The 17,919-nt window shown below is 49.5% G+C and carries 9 protein-coding genes and 1 tRNA gene; 5 read left to right on the top strand and 5 right to left on the bottom strand.

The window, feature by feature from the left end; translation table 11 throughout:
• Positions 1-95: 95 nt before the first annotated feature.
• From H8L47_RS22170 to H8L47_RS22155, 4 genes are all read left to right on the top strand, one after another.
• The gene (locus H8L47_RS22170) at positions 96-2,975 is read left to right on the top strand and encodes an ATP-binding protein (protein WP_186955781.1); all 2,880 of its coding nucleotides are present in this window, start codon (positions 96-98) and stop codon (positions 2,973-2,975) included.
• A gap of 92 nt (positions 2,976-3,067) precedes the next feature.
• Positions 3,068-4,297, top strand: a complete 1,230-nt coding sequence (locus H8L47_RS22165) for an MFS transporter (RefSeq protein ID WP_230413864.1) — start codon at positions 3,068-3,070, stop codon at positions 4,295-4,297.
• Between the two features lie 7 nt (positions 4,298-4,304).
• Entirely contained in the window at positions 4,305-4,442 is a 138-nt protein-coding gene (locus H8L47_RS22160) for a hypothetical protein (protein ID WP_186955780.1), read from the top strand.
• 125 nt (positions 4,443-4,567) lie between these two features.
• Complete coding sequence (locus tag H8L47_RS22155) at positions 4,568-6,733, top strand: M3 family metallopeptidase (protein ID WP_230413863.1); 2,166 nt, start codon at positions 4,568-4,570, stop codon at positions 6,731-6,733.
• A gap of 136 nt (positions 6,734-6,869) precedes the next feature.
• On the opposite strand, the gene H8L47_RS22150 is transcribed toward H8L47_RS22155, so the two are convergent.
• The 5 genes from H8L47_RS22150 to H8L47_RS22130 form a co-directional block, all read right to left on the bottom strand.
• Entirely contained in the window at positions 6,870-7,154 is a 285-nt protein-coding gene (locus H8L47_RS22150) for an energy transducer TonB (protein WP_370868602.1), read from the bottom strand.
• Between the two features lie 197 nt (positions 7,155-7,351).
• Positions 7,352-9,097 (bottom strand): methyl-accepting chemotaxis protein, encoded by a 1,746-nt coding sequence (locus tag H8L47_RS22145; protein WP_230413862.1) that lies wholly within the window; start codon positions 9,095-9,097, stop codon positions 7,352-7,354.
• Positions 9,098-9,653: 556 nt separating this feature from the next.
• The gene (locus tag H8L47_RS22140; RefSeq protein WP_230413861.1) at positions 9,654-12,509 is read right to left on the bottom strand and encodes a TonB-dependent receptor domain-containing protein; all 2,856 of its coding nucleotides are present in this window, start codon (positions 12,507-12,509) and stop codon (positions 9,654-9,656) included.
• Between the two features lie 1,043 nt (positions 12,510-13,552).
• Entirely contained in the window at positions 13,553-16,267 is a 2,715-nt protein-coding gene (locus tag H8L47_RS22135) for a TonB-dependent receptor (RefSeq protein WP_230413860.1), read from the bottom strand.
• A 614-nt stretch (positions 16,268-16,881) separates the two neighbouring features.
• Positions 16,882-17,427, bottom strand: coding sequence for a c-type cytochrome (locus H8L47_RS22130; protein WP_186955777.1), 546 nt, complete (start codon positions 17,425-17,427; stop codon positions 16,882-16,884).
• Positions 17,428-17,697: 270 nt separating this feature from the next.
• Here H8L47_RS22130 and H8L47_RS22125 point away from each other — a divergent pair.
• Positions 17,698-17,774, top strand: a tRNA-Arg gene (locus H8L47_RS22125).
• Positions 17,775-17,919 lie beyond the last annotated feature (145 nt).

Genomic DNA, 17,919 nt, shown 5'->3' with positions numbered 1-17,919 from the left:
ATTACTATCCTTAGAAAACGTTATACGCGACTGCGTATCACACTTCTAGCCATTTTCGGACAAACAAATCGGGAATCATGCGCCAGGCGCTGAATTTGAATCGCAATTTACATCGCATCGTCAAGACCGCGCGCAGGCATCCGCGGCTGGCGACTTGCTTGCTTGGCCAATTGAGTCAGCAAGCCTCTGCAGCCGGCCAAACCGGCTTGCAGCTTGACGCTTGTTACCAGCGCTATCTGATACTGGAAAGGCTGGGGCAAGCGCATACCATGCAAAGCGAACTGGACCACGGCTTGCACATCGCCGAGCAACAGCAACTGACACGCCCGGCTGGTCTGATGCTGCTGGCACTGGGACGTATTAACTATACTCAGGGTGCTTACCGCGATGCCCTGATGTATTGGACGCGTTGTGTAGACTTGAGCAAGTTCAACCGTGATCAAGTGACGCTGGTAGAAGCCCATATCGGTTTGGGGCAAATTTACGATGCCCTCGGTGACCGGAAAACTGCAGCCCGCTTTCATACCGATGCAGGCATCTTGCTGGAGCAATTGAATGAGCCTTATTTGCTTTGCAAGCAAATCATCAATCTGGGTGTCAATGAACTCAACACCGGTGAATTGCAGGCAGCAGAAGCCTGTTTTCTAAGAGCGAAATTATTAGCCGAGCAACATGCTATTCATGAGTACCTGGCTGAGACATACTGGTATCTGGGCCAGGTCTGCAGCAGGAATGCGCAACTGGAGACAGCTGAAAGCCATATACGAACCGCGCTGGACCTGGCAGATGCCTGCAACTATGTATGGCTGAAAGGTGCAGTACTGGATACCCTGGCCGACATCCTGCGCGCTGCAGGGCAATTACATGAGGCGCTGGATGCTTATGGCAAGGCACTGACATATTCAGGAAAAGTCGCTTCACGCCGGCAAAAAGTACGCAGCCTGTCGGCACTGTCAGAAATCCATGAACAACAAGGCAACTGGCAGGAAGCGCTGCACTTTGCCCGCCTGCACCAGCAAACCAGCAGTGAACTCAGTGAACTGGGCACGATGGATAAATTCCATGAATTGCGTGCCTATGACTTGTCGCATAAGTCCCCGGTAGAAGTCTTGCTGGAACTTTCCTCCAAGCGCTTGCTGGAGGAAGGCCAGCAGGACGAAGCACTGCAACTGATCGCGAACACTGCCTTGGGCATTCTGAATACCGAACTGGCGGCGGTGTTTCTGATTGATGGCAATGAAGTAGGCTTGCATTGCCATGCCAAGGCCGGTGCACACCAGGCCAGGGTCAAAGCAGAGATGCCTTGCCAGAGCTTGCCGCTCCTGATGCACATGCTACAACAGGATGAAGTGCCGCTGGTGGGACATGATATGCGCCTTCATGTGGTAGCTGCCGAAATGCGGACACTGCTAGGGCAAGAGCATTTGCATTCAGCACTGGAAATTCCTTTGCGCCTGCATGGCAAGAGCGTGGGCCTGATCTGTTTTGCACAAGTCAGTGGTATGAGGAACTGGTCAAGGGAAGATGTCTTGTTTGGCTGCCATCTGGGTAATTTGATACAGCAGGTGCTCAGCCATGCAGAACATGCGCAAACCCAGAAACGACTCGAAGCCGGGGTGCTGGAACGTACTGCGCGCTTGCAATTGCAGACAGAGCAATTGCAGCAGGCACACAAGCATATCTATCAGCTCAGCGAGATAGGCAAGGAAATCACGGCCAGCCTGGATCGCGATATCATCATGGAAATCGTCTACCGCCATGTGCATGAATTAATGGGGGCAGAAGTTTTTGCCGTTGGTATCTACAGGCCAGAACAGGAGACCATAGAATTCCCCTGCAATATCTTGCGCGGCCACCGCATGTTGCCGTACATACGCGACATCAAGGAAAAAGACTTGCTCTCTGTCTGGTGTGTCTCGCATCAACAGCCGATTTTCATCAGCGACATCTATTCCGAATACCAGCATTACATCAGTGAAGCCGGCTTGAACAAGCTGACTGTGGACAGTGCCTATTTTGCCGATCTGGAAAAAATCATCCCGGTCTCGCATATCTATGTGCCCTTGACGATCAAGGGCCGTACCATAGGCTTGATCGCCATCCAGAGCACGCAAAAAAATGCCTTCCAGCGCATGCATCTGGACATTGCCATGATGCTGGCCGCTTACACCGCCATTGCCGTGGAAAATGCCGAGACGTATCAGCAATTGTTAAAGGCCCAGCAAATTCTGATCTCCCAAGAAAAACTGGCGGCCCTGGGTTCGCTGGTGGCCGGTATTGCTCATGAACTCAATACGCCGATAGGCAATAGCCTGCTGACCGCCACCACCTTGCAGGAACAATCAGCCCTATTCTTGCGCAAGTTGGCAGATAACAGTTTAAAGCGTTCTGACCTGAACCAGTTCTCGGCAACGATCAACAATGCCAATGATTTATTACTGCGCAATCTCATGAATGCCAGCGACCTGGTCAGCAGTTTCAAGCAAGTCTCGGTGGACCAGACCAGCCAGAAGCGCCGCACATTTAATTTGCGCAGAACCTCAATGGAGGTCATCCGTACCTTGCACACCCTGATACACAAGCAAGGCCATACACTGGAAATTGATATCCCCGACGATATGGAATTGAACAGTTTCCCTGGCCCCTATGGGCAGATACTGAATAATTTCATCAACAATGCCTTACTGCATGCCTTCGAAAATCGCGAGAATGGCAAGATGATCTTGCGTGCCTACAAAGCGCCGGACAATCAGGTGCAGCTGATTTTTTCTGACAATGGCAAAGGGATAGAGGAGCAGGACTTGCGGCGCATCTTTGACCCTTTCTTTACTACCAAACTGGGCCAGGGCGGTAGTGGCCTGGGTCTGAGCATCGTCCACAATCTGGTGACCACCATCATGCATGGCAGCATCACCGTCGATAGTACACCCGGTCTGGGCACACGCTTTTGCCTGAGCTTGCCGCTCAATCCCTGAATATTTGACTGCCGCCAGAGACCATACCGTCATGGTGTTTTGGGCAGTCCACATGTCGTCCAGGATTGGCATACACTAGAGTTCATTTTTTAATGAGCAAAGCATCTATCGCCATGACTACTCAACGCGCCCCCGATCTGAAAACCGTGCTGCTGGCCAGCGGTGTCGTTATCACCTTGTCCATGGGCGTCAGGCATGGTTTTGGTTTCTGGATGCAACCCATCTCGCAGGAACATGGCTGGACCAGGGAAACCTTTTCCATGGCGATGGCTTTGCAAAACCTGATGTGGGGCGTGTTTGGCCCGCTGGCGGGCATGGTAATTGATCGCGTAGGCACGATGAAGATGATGGTGCTCGGTGCCTTTCTGTATGCCGCCGGCCTGCTGTGGATGGCCATGGTAAATCAGTCTGGCCTGTTCATCCTGGGGACGGGTATCTTGATCGGTGCGGCGCTGGCCTGTACCTCGTTTGGTGCAGTCAGCGGCATCATAGGCCGTACTGCGCCACTGGAAAAGCGCTCCTGGGCTTTTGGTATTTCATCTGCGGCTGGTTCTTTTGGCCAGTTCATCATGATGCCGATAGAACAGCAATTAATCGCCCACGCAGGCTGGCAAAATGCTTTCTATGTGCTGGCAGCCCTGGTCGTGGTACTGATGCTGCCCATGGCCTGGAAGCTTCGTGAGCCAGCGCTGGAGCAAGTCACAGGCCCGCAGCAAAGCATCATGGAAGCCATACGCGAAGCCTTTGCCTATAAACCCTTTTTACTGCTGGTGGCAGGCTATTTCGTGTGCGGCTTCCAGCTGGTTTTCATCGGTGTACACATGCCCGCCTATTTGAAAGACAAGGGTGTCATGGACCCCAGTGTGGCAGTGTATGCGCTGGCATTGATCGGTCTGTTCAATATCTTTGGTTCTTACTATGCTGGCAAACTGGGGGGCATGTTTCCCAAACCGTATCTGTTATCGGCGATCTATCTGGCGCGCAGCATTGTCATAGGCTTATTCTTGCTGGCACCGCTGACGCCATATTCCGTATATCTCTTCGCTGCTGCGCTGGGCTTGTTGTGGCTCTCCACCGTGCCACTCACTAACGGTGTGGTCGCCGGAATCTTTGGCGTCAAGTATTTATCCATGCTGTCGGGCTTTGTATTTTTCTCGCACCAGGTCGGCAGCTTTATTGGCGTCTGGCTGGGTGGTTATATCTATACCAGAACCGGTAGCTATAATATGGTGTGGGGCATAGTGCTGGCTCTGGGTATCTTTGCCGCACTGGTGAATTTACCCATCAGTGAAAAACCCATCACCCGCGTGGCGACCGCCTGAGTAACTTATGTCGAGACCATTTTCCAAAAAACTGCTGCGCCTGCTCTGGGCCGCAATCATGGCAACGGTGCTGGCCCTGGTTTTCATGGCTTATTTGCGCCCGACTTTCATACTTGATCTGGCGAATCGCTTTGTCATTTGCTGAGCACGAACTCACATTAAGAAATAGCGCCTGCCTGGCGCTATTTTTTTGCCAGCAGTGAACGATATTTCCCTGCTATGGTCTGCTACACTGGGTTCCCTTTTGATCAAAGATTTTGGTAAAACTACATGAACAAACATTTATTGCTCATCATGCTGGGTACGGCACTGGTCAATCCTGCCAGCTATGCCACTCCTGTTGTTGCCGAACCAGGCAGCGCCGTCACCCAGCAAAAATCTGCTGGCAAACTGGTCGACAATCCCTTTGCCCATGCCAGCAAACTGGCTTACCAGTATCCGGCTTTTGACCAGATCAAGAATACGCACTACGCCCCAGCCTTTAGCGAGGGCATGCGTCAGCATGGCCTGGAGATCGTCGCGATTGCCAACAATCCTGCGGCACCTACTTTTGAAAATACCGTCATCGCGATGGAACGTGCCGGCCAGATGCTGAACCGTGTCTCCACGGTATTTTTCAGCCTGACTGCTGCCAATACCAACCCCACACTGGAATCCCTGTCACGCGACCTGGCACCAAAACTGGCAGCGCATCAGGACCAGATTTTCTTGAATGCACGCCTGTTCCAGCGCATCAGTAAATTATATGAAGTTCGCCAAGCACTCAAGCTGGATGCAGAATCCCAGCGTTTGCTGGAACGCTATTACACAGACTTTGTGCGCGCTGGTGCCAAACTGGGTGACAAGGACAAGCAAAAACTGAAGAGCCTGAATGCCCAATTGGCCAGCCTGTCCACCAAGTTCAACCAGAATGTGCTGAAAGAAACCAATGCCTCGGCTATCGTCGTCGATAGCAAGGCTGAGTTGCAGGGTTTGTCTGAAGAAGAAATCGCCAGCGCAGCCGAAGCTGCCAAGGCACGCGGTCTGAAAGATAAATTCGTCATTCCACTCATGAATACCACAGGCCAACCCTTTGAAGCCAGCCTGGCAAATCGTGCCCTGCGTCAGCGCCTGCATGAGGCATCCGTCAATCGTGGCAGCCATGGCGGTGAATTTGATAACCGCCAGGTCGCCATTGACCTGGCACGCCTGCGCGCTGACCGGGCCACACTGCTCGGTTATGCCAACCACGCAGCCTACGGCCTGGAAGATGAAACAGCCAAAACCACCACCGCCGTCAATAAGATGCTGAGTGAACTGGCGCCGGCAGCAGTCAATAATGCAAGAGCAGAAGGCGCGGAGCTGCAAAAGATCATTGATGCCCAGCAAGGCAATTTCAAACTGGCAGCATGGGACTGGGCCTTTTACACCGAGCAATTGCGCAAGGCAAAATACAGTTTTGATGACAGCCAGTTGCGCCCCTATTTCGAGCTGAAGAATGTATTGGAAAACGGGGTCTTCTTTGCCGCCACCAAACTGTATGGCATCACCTTCAAAGAAAGAACTGACTTGCCGGTGTATCACCCCAGCGTCAAGGTCTATGAAATATTTGATACTGATGGCAAGAGTATGGCGCTGTTCATTGCCGACATGTATGCCCGAGATACCAAGCGTGGCGGTGCCTGGATGAATGCCTATGTAGAACAATCCAGCCTGTTTGGTACCAAGCCTGTGATTGCCAATCACCTCAACATCCCGCAACCACCGGCAGGCCAGCCTACCCTGCTGACTTTTGATGAAGTGCGCACCGCTTTCCATGAATTTGGTCATGCCCTGCACGGCCTGTTTTCGAATGTGAAGTATCCACGTTTTTCTGGCACCAATGTACCGCGAGACTTTGTTGAGTATCCTTCACAAGTCAATGAGATGTGGGCAACCTGGCCAGAAGTGTTGAAGAACTATGCCAAGCACTATCAGAATACTCAAGTGATACCGCAAAGTCTGGTTGATAAAATCACGGCAGCCAATAAATTCAATCAGGGTTTTGCAACAACGGAATATCTGGCGGCATCCCTGCTAGACCAGCGCTGGCATCAATTGACTCCAGCGCAGATACCAAAAGATGCGCTGGCCTTTGAAGCAGAGGCATTGAAACAGGCAGGCGTCGACTTTGCGCCTGTGCCACCACGCTACCGCAGTACTTATTTCTCCCACATCTTTGGCGGTGGCTATTCAGCTGGTTACTATGCCTATCTGTGGAGTGAAGTGCTGGATGCCGAAAGTGTGGAATGGTTCAAGGAAAACGGTGGCCTGAACCGCAAGAATGGTGACTGGTTCCGCCAGCAATTATTGTCCAAGGGTGGCAGCATGGACCCACTGGAATCTTTCCGCAATTTCCGTGGACGCGAGCCAAAGATTGAACCTTTGCTGATACGACGTGGCTTGCAAAAACAGTAGCCGGTTTATTGAACAAACTGCCGGCTAACTGCACTGCGCTATTCAATTAGCACAGCTTGCCAACTTGCGACAGATGTAAAAAAAGAGGGGACATGATGTCCCCTCTTTTCATTGATGTATCAAATTCCAGCAGTTGTTATTCAAGCTTCCAGACAAAATCAACTTTTGCCCACACTTGATCAGGTTTGCCGTCCTTGGTACCTGGCTTGAACTTGCATTGACTAAGGGCGCCCAATGCCGCTTTGTCCAGGCTCTTGGAACCACTGGATTTCTCGACTTTGGAATCAACCACTTTGCCATCTGCGCCGACCAGAAAACCCATCGATACTGTACCCGTTTCCTCATTCATCAAGGCAGCTTTAGGATATTTAGGTGGCTCACAGGATTTACTGTCCATGACCGGAGCAGTGTCGGCCGCCATGACCGAAGCACTGGCTGCCAGTAACAACGATGAGACAAGGATAGATATTTGAGGTTTCATAGCGATCTTCTTATTCATATTCTATTCAGTATAAAAAATTTCCAACAGATTTCAAGGCTAGACACTATTCGCAACAAATTGCGTTTTACGTACCAGCCATTACTTTTTCATTGAGGCGCAGTGCCTTGAATATTGCGTCAGAACTCTTCCCATTCATCCTTGCTATTGGCAGCGGCAGCAGTTTTCCTGGGTGCTGCTTTGGCAGCTGGCAAAGATTTTACCTGATTAACTCGCGCTTTAGATTTGATTGTGGCCACCGGTTCGACACGGCGTGGCGCGAGCTGCTGTGCAGGCATTTGCTGGGTGCGTTCACCAGCATGCAGTTTGAAGACGCTGACAACTTTCGCCAACTCGGCAGCCTGGTCCTGCAAGCTTTGGGCGGCAGCAGCAGCTTCTTCCACCAGAGCTGCATTTTGCTGGGTCACGCCATCCATTTCTATAATGGCATGGTTGACGTGCTCAATACCCACGCTTTGCTCCTGGCTGGCTGCACTGATTTCGGCAATGATGTCGGTCACATGTTTCACACTGGAGACGACCTGGTCTATCGTGACACCCGCCTGACCAACCAGCTTGGTACCGACTTCGACTTTTTCTACCGAAGTGCCGATCAAAGTCTTGATTTCTTTGGCAGCCGCCGCACTGCGTTGCGCCAGGTTGCGGACTTCAGCGGCAACCACGGCAAAGCCACGGCCTTGCTCGCCGGCGCGGGCAGCTTCCACCGCTGCATTCAGGGCCAGGATATTGGTCTGGAAAGCGATGCCATCAATCACACTGATGATATCGACAATTTTCTTGGAAGATTCGTTAATCGAACCCATGGTATCAACCACCTGGGCCACCACGACACCACCCTGGCGTGCCACTTCAGATGCCGATGCAGCCAGTTGATTGGCTTCACGAGCATTATCGGCATTTTGTTTAACTGTGGTCGTCAATTCTTTCATCGACGAGGTCGTCTTTTCCAGAGAGCTGGCTTGCTGTTCAGTACGGGAAGACAGATCAAGATTACCCGTGGCGATTTCGCTGGATGCCGTAGCTATCGTGTCAGTTCCGGTACGCACTTGGGCAACGATATTCACCAGACTGTCACGCATGTTTTTCATTTCAAACAACAGGCTGTTAGTGTCACCAGACTTCAAATCGATAGGTGAAGTCAAATCGCCAGCAGCAATTTGACCAGCAATGCTGGCTGCATAATCTGGCTCACCACCAAGCTGTTTCAACAAGCTGCGACTAATCGCAAAGGCAGCAAATATGCCGGCCACCAAGGCCAGGCCACCCAGGGTCAGCATCAGCGTCGTCGCTGCCTTGAAGGCAGCACTGGCTTCTTCTGCAGTCTGTGTATTGAGTTTATCTTCCAGCGTGACGAGTTCATCCAGAGTATCCAGCCATTTTTTCTGTACCGGACGCAGTTTTTTGATCAGCGTAATTGTGGCAGCTTCAGCATTGTTAGCCAAACCCAGTTCCTGGGCTTTGGCCGGCAAAGAAGCAGCGGCAGTTTCTGCTTCCTTCAGCTTGCCAAGCAAGCTTTTTTTCTCACCTGAAATTGCTTCCTCTTCGTTCGCCATCTTGCTCAATTTTTCATTTGCGGCAGCATACTGCTTGCTTTGCTCAGCGATTTTTTTCAGTTCTGGTTCCATGTCTGCCGCATCATTCAACAAAGTCAAATTGCGCAACGACACCATGCGGTCGTACACCACAGCACGCATATCCAGTGCCAGACGAGTCTCGGCATTGCTGACATTGACGATCTTTTCCAGACGCCCCTGAATTTGTGCCATTCTCGAAATGCCGACAACGGTTACGGCAATTAAAAACGCTAAAACCAGAGCAAAGCCCAGCCTTAGACGATTACTTACTGTCATTTTTGATAAATTCATTTGCGTGACTGGTGTGAAAAGAGGTTGAAGAGGGAGAGAACTAAAATCTTAACAAATACTACTCTGCTTGTTTGCCCCTGCACCATTAATTGCCACCAGGACACTTATTTTTACAAATGCGTGACGAAGCATACATTTATTGCAAAAAAGCTGGTCATTCAAGGGAAAAGCAAGGAACAAAGTTAGAAATATACTCGATTTTTGCTCAGTAGCAAGGGCTTTTTACTGGTATTCCCCCCTAGCAAAGCGGGATGGGAAAGAAATTATTTGCATTTATACAGCTCAACAAATTTGCCTGTTTTTTACGCAGAAAAACTATACTTGCCCGCCTTGGCGACTGACTAAATTTTGTTCACATTTTCTTCAATTTCTCCATGGCAATATCGTTTTATTGGCAAATGACTCTCTTATCAAATTGCCTAGTGGTCTTATGGATAGGGCAAGAAAAAATATTTTCAGAATTGATGTTTCATTTAAAAAATTTGAAATAATTTCTAACAAAAAACCCGGACGAGTCCGGGTTTTTTGTCTGTTTATAAAATAATGAACAAAATGATCAATATTTATAGGCAGCTGTAAGGTAGAAGGTACGGCCCAGAGGGTCGGTATAGCGACCATCGTAACCAACTTGATTACCACCACCTGTATTGCGGATAGTGAATGGTGGGTCTACATTGAACAGATTACGGATACCACCAGTAATTGTCAGATTTTTGATAGGCTTGGCTTGCAATTGATAATCAAACGTCATGTAGTTGCTGACATCACGTTCCATATCGACCAAACCACCAACTGAACCATCTGCATTCACGGCGCGAACATAGCCATCACCCGCTTTGGCGACTTTGTCGTGATAGCCAGAACGGTAATTCATGGTCAGGCTATGGGTGTATTGCTCGGACACTTTCAGGGACGTCACCAGTCTGGAAATGATACGGAATGTCACATCATCGTAGGAGTCGAAGCGACCCAGACTGCTTTCTACCTTGGCACCCGGTACATCTTTTTCTGCTGTCAGCATATAAGTGCCTGACCAGTTCATGTTCAGTCTGCCGATAGGCGTAGCAGATTTGAAAGTTGCATCCCAGTCAAGACCAGAATAACGTGAGCTGGCCAGATTCACCGGGCTACGATTGGCCACCAGAACTTTGGATTTCTGGATAGGATCATAGTACAGGGAGATATATTGCTCAGCCAGTGCCGGTGTCGTGAAAATCAAATCTTGAGACAACTTCTGAATCTGGTTTTTCAGCTTTACATCCCACCAGTCAAGACCCAGAGACAAGTTGCTGCTTGGTTCCAGGCGGAAACCGAAGGCTGCCTGTTTGGATTCTTCTGCTTTCAAAGCATCCGAGCCTGTGCTTGGATTACCTTTTTTCAACAGACCATATTCAGACGTACCACGGCAATATGGGAAGCGTGGATCTGTTGCTTTGGTGATAGGGCAAGGGAAGAAATTGGAAGAACCATCATTTTTCAATGGATCAGAAATATCGTTCAGTGTCGGTGCCTTGAAACCAGTGCCATACGAACCGCGCAACATCAGATTTTGCATCGGCTGATACCGTGCAGACAATTTATACGTTGCTTTGGACACAGCGATCCCTTGCGTACCAGGCTGGGAAGCGTTGCCATTGACGTCGTAGCTGACGTTGTCTTTCTTGACTGCGTCATAACTGTCATAACGGATAGCTGCTGTAACATCCATGTTTTTGATGACAGGCATCAGCAATTCGCCGAATGTACCCCAGCTCTTGCGAGAAGCAACCAGGCCTTGTGAGCCAGTAGCTCCACCGATGATCACGTCTGTCCAGGCTGGGTGCTGAGGACCAGGACCTTGTACCAGTTCGGACGGTGCATCATCGAATGACTGCTTGGTCATGTCTGCGCCCAGACCCAGTTGCGCCTTGCCGCCTGCCATTTCGAACAATTCTCTTGAAGCGTTGGCTTTCAGTACATCAATCTTGGATTTGGTAACGCTGAGGTTTTCCTTCAATACAGCAGGTGCCAGGATGGAAGCGGCATTCTGATTCACAATATAAGGATTGTAAGCACCCGATTTGACCAATGCATCGAAGCGGTTGGCGCTCATGTAACCGGAAACCGCATCATCTTTCTCGGTATTTTCAGAATGGGTGTAGCTGGCGCTCATATCCCAGCCCATGTAATTGCTGTCCAGACCCAGTACCAGATGACGGGCTTCGGTCTGGTAATCATCTGCGCGACCGCCCGCATCACGCGCGCGGAAATAGAAGAAGGCATCAGTCACGTCATTGGGGTTGATTCCTTGCCCCGCCAACAGTGGTACTACCGATTTGTTGTAAGCACCAATGTAATTCGGGTTGACGACTTTTTGGCCAGTGACCGGATCGGTACTGAAAGTAGTCAAAGGCTGGGCTGGCGCTGCATAACGTGCCTTGTTGGAGAAGTTGGACATGACCAGTTCACCAAACAAAGTTGTGTCCTTGCCCAATTTCAAATTACCTGATGCAAAGAAGCTATCGCGCTTCAACTCTGGCAGGAGTTGGACGGTAGAAGCATAGTCATAGCGACACACGCCGCCACGCTCGAAAGTGTTAGGACCGTTACATTTGCCAGTATTCACCAGATCGACGGAAAAAGTCGCATTATTGCCCAGGGAATCATAGATGTCAGCATTTGCCGGGATGGAATTGATACTGGTTTGCCAGGTGGCAAAATGCTTGCCATCTTTCATAAATCTCAAGACACCTGATTTGGAAAACTCGCGTTGCGATGCTTCCAGGGGTTTTTGCTCATCATGGCTATAGGCGAGCAAGACATTGAAACCATCTTTATCTGGATCACCAAAACCTTTGGAAATAGAGAAGTTGCTACTGCGGCCCCCTTTTTGTTGAGGGCTGGTCAGGGTGGCTTCTACATTCAGGTCTGTCTGATTCTTTTTCAGGATGAAGTTGATAACACCGGCAATCGCATCTGAACCATACAGGGTGGAAGCACCATCGGTCAGAATTTCGACGCGCTCAACTGCGGACAAAGGAATGCTGCCCAGATTGACTGCACTACCTGTGCCATACGGTGCCATACGGCGACCATTCAACAGTACCAATGTATAGTCAGTGCCAATGGCGTGAATGGAGGCAGACTGACGACCAGCACCGCCACCGTTGACCGATGCCGACGCAGTAATAAAACCTTGCATGGCTGGTAAGGCAGCGACCAGGTCGGCCACATTGTTCACACCACTTTGCTCTATGTCTTTACGGCTCAGGGTTTGCACAGGCAATGCGCCTTCTTGTGCAATCCTTTTAATCGAGGAACCGGTAATTTCCACTTTCTGTACTGCGTCTTGCGACATCGCTGGTTGTGCCAGCAATCCCGCACCGACCGCAAAACCGCCAACAAACATCATGCGTACTGATCGGGCCAACATTTTTTCTACCATGACTAAACCCCCAAAAATGGAACTGATGAGCGATACTACCCAGGCAAGATCCTGACTTTCGCCAGAACCCCCTATTTGCCCTGGTAGCAATATTTTCTTTGGGAATTTCTTTACGGAAACTGCAAAAAGTGTACGCGTCAGTACTTTTTTGTAGATTGAATGAATGCTTCTTTTTTGCTTTTTTGTTCCGTAAAAAAATCTCCTTATTTATGGAACCATTTGAAAACTTTGCTGTCAAGCTTCGCTAATATATTTCTTTTTATCTCACGGACACGCTGCAATGCAGATCATTTTTAATGATTCGGAATGTTAATTAAGGCAAGTAGATATGTTGCTAAATTACGTCGCACCAAAACATTTATATTTAATTTAGCTATTTTTTCATGGCCTGAATTATTGAGTCCTTGATAGTTAATTTTCAGTATAAAAATCGGATGATTTTTTTCTCTGCACAAGTTTAGTGATTTCTCGCCGACGTTTATTTGACTTTCAACGCCTGCCCGCCTTGATTGGCAGTTTGTCAAAAAAAATATAGTCCGATTTATTTTTCTGGACGTCACTAAAAAATTGGTATGTACAACTTTTTCACTTGTCTCTTATGCACAACAAGGGCGATCTTGGCCATGCATGGAAAATTGCGTTAATAACATCTCTTTAAGGCTGACTCCAGCAAGAGTTTGCCGCCGTATCTGATATGAAGAGGGCTGGCAAATTTACTCTTACTACGCTCTTGCAGCCTCAACTGTTCATTGCCAGCAACAACACCAGATATGCTACTCGTGCTCTATACCCGTCCCTAAACCGCTATAGACGCTGCTGCGAAACTGCGCAGTTTCATGTACCGAGTGTACCTCTCAGCTAAATCCAGGTTGTACCGCCAGTGTTCTTCCCTCTGCGGCTGCTGAAAGCGCATGAAAAAAGCCCCGCAAGCAAGCTTGCGGGGCTTTCATTCAACATTGCATTGGCAGTGCCTTTGCCGGGACTACGGATCCGGCGAAGGCATTACTTAAACATGCTGTGCCGCTACATCATCAGAATGTGTAACGAGCACCGATGTTCCAGTAACGGCCAACTGCGCCGGACTGATGCAGGGATGGGTTGTAGTTGATACGGCCATAAGTCTGGACGTCCAGCGGTGCCATCTTGTCAAACAAGTTGGTGATGGATGCTGTGAATTCCAGGTTTTTGGACATTTTCCATTTACCGAACACGTCAACTGTCGTGAAGGCAGCAATACGGCAACCGAGGTAAGGATTGTGGTTTGCATCTGTATCCAGGCACTCGCCACCGATTTCATTGGTGCCGCTGATGCTGGATACATGGTTGATGTTACCGGACACTGTCCAAGGACCACGGTCCCAACCCAGGCTCAAACTAACTTTAGTACGCGGTGTACCGCCGTTACCGGACAGGTTGATATCACCGTGAGTACCAGCGAATTCGTGCGTAGTACCATCAGAATCAGTACGCTTGAATTCATGCATGTAAGTCACAACCACGCCGGCATTTAACTTACCGTTGGCGCCCAGGTCAAACTTGCTGCGCATGTCCAGATCCAGACCGGATGTTTGTGTCTTACCAGCGTTCAGGTAAGGCGCTTTAACCATCAGGATAGGACCAGCCAGGCCAGGGAAGTTGGAAGTTGCTTCGCCACGGACAATTTGTGCATCTGGGTAGCCAGCTGGATTGGCAACAATCGCGCTAGGATCAGAACCACCGATTTCGCCGTCACGTTCAATTTTCCACCAGTCCAGGGAGATACTGAAGTTCTTGACTGGCTCTACGACGAAGCCCAAGCTATAGCTCTTGGATGTTTCTGGCTTGATGTTTTTGTTACCAACTGTGATAGCACCAACTTGTTGGGAAGAACAATCGATAGGCAGTTTAGTTACCGGGCAACGGATAGGATCGTTAGGGATATTGGTAAATGCTGCTACAGCGGAATCACCGTTCTCAGCCGCGCTAGGAGCACGGAAACCTTCAGCATAAGTACCGCGTAATGCGAAGGTATTGGTCGGTGTAAATTTGAAGCCAGCTTTTGGTGTAGTCGAGCGACCATAGTCAGAGTATTTGTCTGTACGGGCAGCCAGCTGGAATTCCAGGGATTTCAGTACAGGGATAGCCAACTCAGTATACAGCGCTGTCACATTGCGGGAACCCTTGGAAGCGGAGTAGCCCAAGCCTGCGATGTCATTGATATTAGTGTATGGAGTTGGATCGCTGTTGGTTTCTTCTTTGCGATACTCTGCACCAACCGCAATGCCCATAGCACCACCAGGCAATTGCATCAATTCACGGGTCGCTTTGAAGTCTACCGATGTGCTCTTGGTCACGCCAGAGTTTTGCAAAGTTGGAGAAACCAATGCCAGCACTTCAGGTGTATTCACACGGCCCTGACCAATACGGAAACTACCATTTGCTACTGCTGCTTTCAGAGCAGATTGGCGATAGTAACCGTTTTGTGTCTTGTCTGTTTTGCTTTCAGCATACAGGAAGCCAGCGTCGTAATCCCACTCAGCAACTGTGCCTTTAACACCAGCCAGGAAACGGGTGACTGTAGTTTCCAGATCGGCGCTACGTGGACGTCCAGCATCTACCCAGCGTGGGCGTGCGCGGTTAGCAGCAAACGGATTGTCCGGATGGCCGATAGGCAGCAACAACTGGTCAGGACCAGTATTGGTGTTGTTAACACGGGCGTTGACCAGGTCAAAGCCAGCGCCAGTCAAACCGGAAGGTGTAGTTTGGGTTTTTGCCTTGCTGTTGAACAAACCCAGTTCTGTGTATGCAGTCGTTTTGTCATTGATGGCAAAAGTACCGCGTGCATAGATGTTCAGGTTTTCTGTTTCAGGCTGAATAGTCTGATATTGAACCGGATCCCACAAACAACCGCCCAAGGCGTTGTCGAGTGAAGTACCGCCAACTGGGTCCAGATTTGCAGCAGAGCATGTACCAGGCAATTGTTTGACATTGCCAGCAGCGCCAGTGAGCGTACCACCAGTAGCGTTCACTGGGCGTACTGTACCCAGGAAGTTGGAACCGCCACCGTTACCGCCTGTAATTTGGCCTGCGCGCTGATCGCGGCCACCCCATGGACGTGCATCGGCTTGGCCGATATAGTCGTCACGGTCTTTTTGCCAGATTTTTTCTTGCTTCTTGGCATCAATCGTCATGAAGACATTGTATTTGTCTTGTTGCAGATTACCAAAACCAAGAGCTGCAGAAGCGCTCATCACGCGGCCATCGCCACGGGAAGATTGACCGATATTGGCAGCAACAGACTGACCAACATAGTTTTGACGCAGGATAACGTTAACCACGCCTGCAATAGCGTCGGAGCCGTAGATCGCGGATGCGCCGTCTTTCAGGATCTCGATGCGATCAACTGCATCCAGAGGAATGGAGTTCAAATCGACGAAGCTGCGTTGACCGTCATCACCGAAGCCATAAGGCGCAGTACGGCGACCATTGATCAGCACCAGCGTGGAGCTAACGCTCAGACCACGGAGGGAAACGCCAGAAGCACTACCGGCAAAGCCGTTAGTGAAAGAACCACTGATACTGCCGTTGTTATCTGCAGAAATACTGCGGACTACGTCAGCGATGGAAGTTTTGCCAGTTTGCTCGATGTCTTTACGGCTCAAAATCTGGGTCGTTGCAACACCTTCAGTTTCAGTACGCTTGATACTGGAACCAGTGATTTCAACTTTTTGTACCGCTTCTTGCGCGAAGCTTGGCTGGGCCAGCATACCCATACTCAAAAGCAAACCACTAGAACAGATCAATCGTACCGATCTTGATATCGTTTTTTCTCTTATCATTATTGCGCTCCGTTATATATATGTTCCTAACAAATTTTGTGACAACTAAACAAAGTTTGTTAATTTGCAAAACCACCAAATAAAAATGGAAATTTTTTTCGGCGTGGGGAAAATTTTGAGAAATTTCTTTCAGAAAATTTGCCTCAGCATGAGAACATTTAAGAGATTCCGTTGTCAATATTGATAAAAAACATGCAGCAAAAAAACAACACCTAGCTACAAAAATATGACATTTGCGTAGAGCCCCACTGGGGTTTGACTATGAAATGTCGCCAAAGTTTCAAAAACGGCTTAAAATTTTTGCGCTTGTGCAGGAAGCTAGAATTTATTGCCAGTGAGATATTATTGATTTTTGCGGAGCATTTGCCCACATATAATAAACGCAAACACTTGCGCACCAAAAAGGAGCAAAAATAAATAATGCCGTCATGTCCCTTGTAATAAATACAGGAAAATATGGGCGCAAGCTTGGCAATCCAGGCCCGTAGCAAACAAAAAACCCCGGATTTCCGGGGTTTTTTGTTTGTCTGTTCAGGCAATACTTACTTTGCAGATGCCTCGGCAGAAGCTGCTGCTGCCGGCTTGACTTCAGGCTCCTTGAATTTAGCGCCTGCAGAATTAGCCAAATGCACTACAGCACGGGCCACTTCGATATCGTCCAGGTCAGGGTTGCCGCCTTTGGCAGGCATGGCACGCAAGCCACCTATCGCATTGGCGAGCACTTTGTCGTAGCCCTGCGCAATACGTGGACCCCAGTCAGCGGCATTTCCAAATTTAGGTGCGCTGGCAGCACCAGTGTCGTGACAAGCAGCACAGATGGTTTTATAGACAGCTTCGCCGGATTGCAGGGTTTTAGGGCCGCTGGCATCCTTGAAGTTAAAACCCTGGTCAGCTACCGGGCTGATACGGGTAGCAATTGCTTCAGGTGTGAGTGCAGAAGAACCTGCACCTACTTTTTTGTCATTCGATACATACTGTACCAGCAAGACAATGGCAATAATGGGTACCAGGAATCCGGCGAGAACTGCAACGATTAGTTGCTTAGGGGTCTTGATCGCTGATTCGTGTTCGTCGTGCGCGTCGCTCATGGTTTCCTCAATGCAAATAAATTAGGTACTGAAAGTCGTTAGCCTATGCAGCTCGGCAACCTACCGCGGCAAGTGCCAAAGCTTGGGATTATAGAGCGAAAGCGCCGTGTTTGGAATGAAAAGCAGGCTGTGTGCGCCAAGAATCAGGAAAATCTGCCCGCTTTAACGACAAATTCCCTGCTTTGATGCGCAAGACCCGCTTGAAATTGAGTTAGAATGTTGCCCTTGCATTACTTAAGTCTCACTTATGCATTTCCATGCATAGCCCACGCGCCAGTAGCTCAGTTGGATAGAGTACAGCCCTCCGAAGGCTGGGGTCGCACGTTCGATTCGTGTCTGGCGCGCCATGATTTTTTCTTATCCCTCTTTATCCCTGCACGGCCAGCTATTCGCAAGTTTGCTTGTCGACCTTGCCGCATTTGTACTAAGCTTGTCCACTTTGCAATTATTTCTGGATTGAACCAGAATCTGATTTGCATGGTCACAGCCTGC

The organism is Undibacterium umbellatum (assembly GCF_014284125.1).
GTDB lineage: Bacteria > Pseudomonadota > Gammaproteobacteria > Burkholderiales > Burkholderiaceae_D > Undibacterium > Undibacterium umbellatum.
Note: the sequence above shows the minus strand (reverse complement) of the source record. Positions and strands in the feature narration are given on the sequence as shown.